Origin of the sequence: Nostoc sp. FACHB-190 (genome assembly GCF_014696905.1) — a bacterium.
GTDB lineage: Bacteria > Cyanobacteriota > Cyanobacteriia > Cyanobacteriales > Nostocaceae > Nostoc_B.
In genome coordinates this window covers 37,439-43,858 of the sequence record NZ_JACJQW010000047.1, presented here as the reverse complement: position 1 = coordinate 43,858, position 6,420 = coordinate 37,439, and the positions used below count along the sequence as shown (strand labels likewise).

The window sequence follows — 6,420 nt, the reverse complement described above, 5'->3', positions numbered from 1 at the left end:
ATTCAGTAAGCTCAAAGAATACGCAGAGTATGCTGACAAAACAATGACTCAAGTGATAGATGAGCTTATTGACTCGTTACCAAGCATAAACAATGCTGACTCCTCACCGACCCACAACCAATTCAATCCTGCGGATTGAATTGGTTGTGGGTCAATTCGTCGTCAGCCAAAAATTCATCCCACATCTGACCCGAAGGGCAGTGTGGGATGAATTTTTGATTAAGCTAAGTATATAGGACTCATATTTGATTTATGAAAAAAATCAGTACACCCAGGTCAGGCTTTTTTCCTACTCCCTACTCCCCATTCCCTACTCCCTGCCTATCGCGCTTGCGCTGCGCTTCTCTGCGAGACGCTTTGCGAACGCGCACCACAAAACTAGATTCAGAAATCAAATCGGACTCCTATAGGTGAATGGTTGTTTGCCATTACATTCAAATATCATACTGATACATTAATTTAAATAAAATGAGTCTAAAAATATTAGACAGTGTAGATTCTTCAGCAGTTAGAGAATTGCGAGCAGAAATCTTATCAAAACGTAATCAAGGAAATGTTTTGTTTGAAATTAAACAAATAACCTCTAATCTTCTGCTTGACGAGGCTGAAAATTTAACAGAAATTCTTGATTTGTTTGTTAGACAAATAGGTTATGTTGGTATTGGCGATCGCTGGCAAGAAATTACGCAAACAGCAGCCAACAAAATTATAGTATTTGTCCTGACTCAAGATTTAGCCTATTCCTCAAAAATTATGCAGGTAGAAGAGGCAGAAAGAATCTCTCATCAAGTATTTGATTTATTTCAACCTCACTGTAAATTTTTTACTAACGCAGAATTTGTTAATAACTATTCTGCCATGATTGCTTGGGATTCTCTGACACCAGCAACCTTTGACACAGGAGTAATTTTTGTAACTCAAACACAGATGGGAATACTCTGGGTAAATGATGAAGATTGATTACTGAATTAGAGAATAAGTTACTAACTTAAACTTTAACTGAGATTTAATCGAGATTTAATAAAAAGACGGGATAATTGATAGCCGCGTCGCTAACTGTAATGTGTTTTTTCAAATTCATCTACTGTATTTTACATGATGATTTTGTTATCTGAAAAGTAACGGAAATTATCGTCTTTTCTAGTTCGCTATCACCCACTAATTAAATCAATTAAGTATGTCTAAGTTAGCTTTTCCCTTACAGATATCAGTTGGAACATTTATCCTATTTACTGTTTGTGTAAGTAGTGCCAATAGTGCCACAATTACGGAAGATTTTGAAATTGGTACAAAAGGCAGTTATGCAGCAGCAAATGTTGTGCTGAGAACAGGTACATGGAATTTTAATGATGCTCTACTGGGGAATCTTAGCACTGATGTCAAAAATGGTACTCAATCTGCCCGTATCCGCAATAGTGGTATTCTCTCCATGAGATTTGACCGGACTACAGGTGCAGGTTCGATCACTGTCAAACACGCTAAATTTGGTAATGATGGTAATTCTAGCTGGGGCGTTTGGTGTTCAACTAACAGTGGCGCTTCTTACTCACCAGTAGGTGCAATTGTTAATACCAATTCTACAACCTTGCAAACAGCGACTATTACCGCCAATATTCCTGGTACAGTTCGCTGTGACATTCGCAAAACTGATGGAACTGCAAACAGAACCAATATTGATGACATCGTAATTACTGATTACGGTTCTACTTCTTCTCTACCCCCAGGTTCTGTACCTTTCTTTGATAACGTCAACAACTCTGTGTCTGGGTTGGCTTATGGTAGTCCGGCTGATGTCACGCCTCCCGCCCCATCTCTCAATAGCTTTGACACAGCAGTAGTGAATCTTTGCGGCGCTCCAGGTACAGTTGTGAGTCGCACTGGTTTCCAAACATTGATGAATAATAACCCCACTGTATTGGCAAATATTCAGAATTATGTGGGAGGATACCTCAAACCAGGTCGGACTTCCACAGTTGATTTCTTGAACGATTTAACCGATGTGTGGTTTAATGTCGCAGGTTTTGACCATGTATTCTGCGGTGAACCAGTACAAGGGGGTGCTATTGGTGGATTGCATTTTGTTGGTCGTTATTTACAGTTGCAAAATCAAGGTTTAGCTGGACGACTGAACAATAATACATCTAACGAAGAAGTCGTGCCGAACACAATCTACACTATAGGTGCGATCATGAGAGTAGGTAGTGGGACTTCTCAATCTAGCATTAAAGGTTATCCTTATACTTTGAATGCCGAGGAAATTTTGTCTAACGCATCTTTGGGTTACAAAAATAACCCCAACACTACCAGCACTAACCAAACCTGTCTTCTCAGTGTGACTGATGAAGGTAGAACTTTTAAAGCTGTATTTGTCAGAAGATCAGGTGGTATTCGGACTTTTTATCCTGATGCTACCCCTAGCGGCGCTAACTGTAATTGAGTAATTAAACTCATAAATTCAGACAAAAATCTACAGTGTAGAGGTGTAAGTAAGAAAAGCCCTTACACCTTGATTACTATTCATCTCTTCTCAAAACATAATTTTTTGTATCTGTGCTATTTACTTTTTTCATCATTTTTTATGGAAGAATGGATGATAGTATTTTTGCTAACTACATAAACAAATATCCAAGTTGTACTATTGGTTACAAATGACAGTGGCTGAAGAAGCTGTGTCATATCTCAGTCTAGGAAACTCTAGATTGAGCAAAGTTCTAGAATACTAAGCTTTTGTATGTCTACATCTGCAATCACTGTCACAGTAAAATTATTTGCTGCTTATCAAGAAGCTTTTGGGTTGTCAGAATTGGTGCTGGAACTTCCTGAAGGTACACCAGTGCAAGCCGTGTGCGATCGCCTGATTGCAGAACGTCCAGAACTCGCTAAATGGCGCGATATCACCCGCTTTGGTATCAATTTGATTTTTGTTGAACCAGAGACATTACTCCACAATGGTGATGAAGTGGTACTAATTCCGCCTGTGAGTGGCGGGTAGTATGCTCTAAAACAGATGTCATTCTGATTTGAGAATTTGGGTACTTAATCGCTGATGGGCGTTAAAATGTCCTTTGTCATTGGTCATTTGTTTTCAGTTAATGACCAATGACTTATAAATAATGACCAAGGACAATCACTAATACCTGTGGCGCAAGTAATTGTAGAAAACGTTTATAAAAGTTTCCCTCCGCGTAAAGGCGACAGCAGTACAACCCCAGAACGTGTGGAGAATATTAATGTTTTGCGGCGAATTAACCTGACAATAGCCGATGGTGAATTTATGGTGCTGGTGGGGCCTTCTGGCTGTGGTAAAAGCACTCTGCTGCGGTTAATTGCAGGCTTAGAAACCCTGACTGGTGGCAATATTTTAGTAGGCGATCGCTTGGTGAATGATTTACCACCCAAAGAACGAGACATTGCAATGGTGTTTCAAAATTACGCCCTCTATCCCCACATGACGGTGTATGACAACATTGCGTTTGGGTTACGCCGCAGGGAATTGGGGACTGGGGTAAATGAACGCTCCCAACTTCCTAACTGGGCGGAAAATCTTTTGGTTGGAGGAACAAGGAAATTACCCAAAGGATTGCGTTATGTCTCCGCAAAAGAAAGATTAATTGAGACACAGGTGCATTCTGTGGCGCAATTATTACAAATTGAAATGCTGCTAAATCGCTTACCCAAACAATTATCAGGGGGACAAAGACAAAGGGTAGCATTAGGAAGAGCGATCGCGCGTAATCCCCAAGTATTTTTAATGGATGAACCATTATCTAATTTAGATGCCAAATTAAGGGCAGAAACTCGCGCTCAAATTGTAAAATTGCAACGACAATTAGGCACAACTACAATTTACGTTACCCACGACCAAACAGAAGCAATGACAATGGGCGATCGCATCGCCATCATGAATCAAGGTCAAATTCAACAACTTGCTTCCCCATTAGAACTATATAACCGTCCTGCTAACCGCTTCGTCGCTGAATTTATTGGTTCACCACCGATGAATTTTATCCCGGTAGAATTTTCTGCACCATTATTAATTAACCATCCCCTCTTTCGTTTCACCCTTCCCGAAAGTTGGGGAAAAGCCCTACAAAAATATGATAAACAAACCTTAATTTTAGGTATTCGTCCCGAACATCTGAACCTGAGTTTACCTGCTACTAAAAATTTGTCTGTCAAAGTAGATTTGGTAGAAAATCTCGGTAATGATGCGTTCTTGAGTGTCAGACTAACTGAACCAGACTCTCCAATAGACCCTAATGCGCCTTACTTGCAAGTCAGAGTTCCCACAGACCGACAGCTAAAGATTGGCGAACAATTATGGTTATCAATCAATCCCGAAAAAATTCACTTTTTCGACCCAGAAACAGAACTAGCCATCTTCCCTGCAAATGACTTTTAATATTAATCCAGCTATTCTATTTAATTTGTGAAAATCGCATTTGCTTAGATACCCGACTTCTTTAATAAGTCGGGTATCTTGATTTCTAAACAAGAGACATCTTTAACTGATGAAACTTTCTAGAAAGTAAAGGTGGTTCTCAAAGTACCGATGATTGCATCATCAGCATTAGCAGTTTGACCAGGATTGGTTAACCAAATTACACCAGGGGTAATGGAAATGTTGTCGCTGACGCGGTATTTATAAAAGCCTTCGATGTGGAAAGGATTGCTGTTAGTGTTACTACCAAGATAGGGTTGAGCGCCGCCAAAAATGCCTAAAACGTTGCCTTTTTTACCGAAATCAGGCAAAGCTACCCCTAGTCCATAACTCCAAACTTCGCCATCATCATTAGCGCCAAAGCCTCTAACTTGGCTATAGAGGGCAAAACCACTAATGGATAGTTTATCGCTAGGTCTGAAAGCTGCTTCAAAACCATAGGAGTTACTGACGTAGGGATTACCACTATCGACAAAGTTAGCTTGTCGAGTACCAACAACACCAGTGGTTACTGAACCAAAATCGAATAAGGCGCTACCTGCACCATGATACCCGTTAACGTAGGTGGCAGCTAAGGTAAGGCGATCGCCAACATTCAAGTTTAATTGTGCTAAAGCTGCATAGTTACCAGCAAATAAACCGGAACCAGAATTGGGGTTATTTCCTTCGGAAGCTAAGTAACCCAAGGTTAATGAAGGTTTAAAAGTACCGCCACCACCAAAGGCTAAGTTCAGCGCCGCACCTGCACCGCCACCGATACGATAAATTGGACTTTCGCCAGCAAAGGTAGATAAAGCACCATTACCACCGTCAAAATCTTCAAAGTAGGGGTTGACGGTAGGAACGTAATCGCTATGAATACCGCCAGTAGCTGCAACATAAACTTGCGAGTTACCCACAGGGAAGTAATATGCTAACCAATCGATAAACGCACTATTGCCACTACCAAGGAACACATTAAATGTTTGTGTTCCCTCAAAAGTGTCGTTTGCTAAAGGTAAAACACTGGCGTTACCAGTGGCAATCCGAGTATGTAGGATATCTTTACCTGTGAAGCTGGTTTGGAAGTCGAGACGCACCCTATCTTGAAAGACGGTGTTGTTGTTGTCGTTGTCGCCAAAGCTATCGGTGACAGCAAAGACAGCTTCACCCACGAGTTTAGTAGTGGTGGAAAATTGATTGGCTTCTAACTCGGCGGTGCGTGCTTCTAGTGCGTCTACTCTACCGCGTAAAGTTGCCAGTTCTGCGGAAAATTCTTCTTGCAAACGCTGGAGTGTGGCTAAGTCTTCTTTTGTTACTAAGTCGGCAGTTGCTGTTGCAATCAGTTCATTAACTCTATCTAAACAAGCGTTTAAACCTGCGGCAAATTCATAACGTGTCAAAGCACGATTACCGCGATAAGTACCGTTAGGATAACCTGCAATACATCCATAGCGTTCAACTAAAGATTGCAATGCTTGAAATGCCCAATCTGTGGGCTGTACGTCAGAAAATTGCGAAACTGATGTGACTTGAGATAGGGAATTTTGGTTTTTACCTTCTTGGCTGTATTGGTTGACTTGTTCTAAAACTGGACTGGCTTCAGTTGTGGCTTGAGAAATCAACTGCTGTTGAGGTGTGGGTGAGTTGGTTTCAATTTCAGCCGCTACTACCTTGGATGAACATAAAATAGCTACGCCTAAACAGACTGGAGATAATACCAGTGTTTTCCACAATAAATGAGACATGTTATTTTTTCCTCACACTGTTTTGTTAGAATGACGCGATCGCCGTCTTCTAAATGTATCCCATAATACTTTATTTTCTCTTTTGCTGATTTAGCTGCTATTGTGCCGAAACTTCTTTATTTTTTTATATTTCTCCGTGTAAACTCTTGATTTAACGGTTTTATCTCAATTATCTCAGCATCAAAAGTATCTTGATTTTTTAAGTAAAAACAAACTTGTTAATTTCCATACAGCTTGTATTACATCCGTGAG

The 6,420-nt window shown here is 40.5% G+C and carries 5 protein-coding genes; 4 read left to right on the top strand and 1 reads right to left on the bottom strand.

The features are described 5' to 3' along the window. Positions 1 to 468: 468 nt before the first annotated feature. The 4 genes from H6G28_RS31170 (at position 469) to H6G28_RS31155 (ending at position 4,402) form a co-directional block, all read left to right on the top strand. Positions 469 to 960: a hypothetical protein gene (locus H6G28_RS31170; protein ID WP_190676745.1), complete on the top strand. Its 492-nt coding sequence runs from the start codon at positions 469 to 471 to the stop codon at positions 958 to 960. Positions 961 to 1,177: 217 nt separating this feature from the next. Continuing rightward, a complete protein-coding gene (locus H6G28_RS31165) occupies positions 1,178 to 2,437 on the top strand; it encodes an EndoU domain-containing protein (RefSeq protein WP_190591514.1) in 1,260 nt (419 codons plus the stop codon). 294 nt (positions 2,438 to 2,731) lie between these two features. After that, on the top strand, positions 2,732 to 2,992 hold the full coding sequence (locus tag H6G28_RS31160) for a MoaD/ThiS family protein (RefSeq protein ID WP_190591515.1): 261 nt from the start codon (positions 2,732 to 2,734) through the stop codon (positions 2,990 to 2,992). A 147-nt stretch (positions 2,993 to 3,139) separates the two neighbouring features. Continuing rightward, entirely contained in the window at positions 3,140 to 4,402 is a 1,263-nt protein-coding gene (locus tag H6G28_RS31155; RefSeq protein ID WP_190676743.1) for an ABC transporter ATP-binding protein, read from the top strand. Positions 4,403 to 4,521: 119 nt separating this feature from the next. Here H6G28_RS31155 and H6G28_RS31150 read toward each other — a convergent pair whose 3' ends face one another. Next, positions 4,522 to 6,168, bottom strand: a complete 1,647-nt coding sequence (locus H6G28_RS31150) for an iron uptake porin (RefSeq protein ID WP_190676742.1) — start codon at positions 6,166 to 6,168, stop codon at positions 4,522 to 4,524. Positions 6,169 to 6,420: the final 252 nt, after the last annotated feature.

Excerpts from the sequence above, each read along its gene's own strand:
- H6G28_RS31150 (WP_190676742.1), bottom strand. The coding sequence starts at position 6,168 with ATGTCTCATTTATTGTGGAAAACACTGGTATTATCTCCAGTCTGTTTA.
- H6G28_RS31165 (WP_190591514.1), top strand. The coding sequence starts at position 1,178 with ATGTCTAAGTTAGCTTTTCCCTTACAGATATCAGTTGGAACATTTATC.
- H6G28_RS31170 (WP_190676745.1), top strand. The coding sequence starts at position 469 with ATGAGTCTAAAAATATTAGACAGTGTAGATTCTTCAGCAGTTAGAGAA.
- H6G28_RS31160 (WP_190591515.1), top strand. The coding sequence starts at position 2,732 with ATGTCTACATCTGCAATCACTGTCACAGTAAAATTATTTGCTGCTTAT.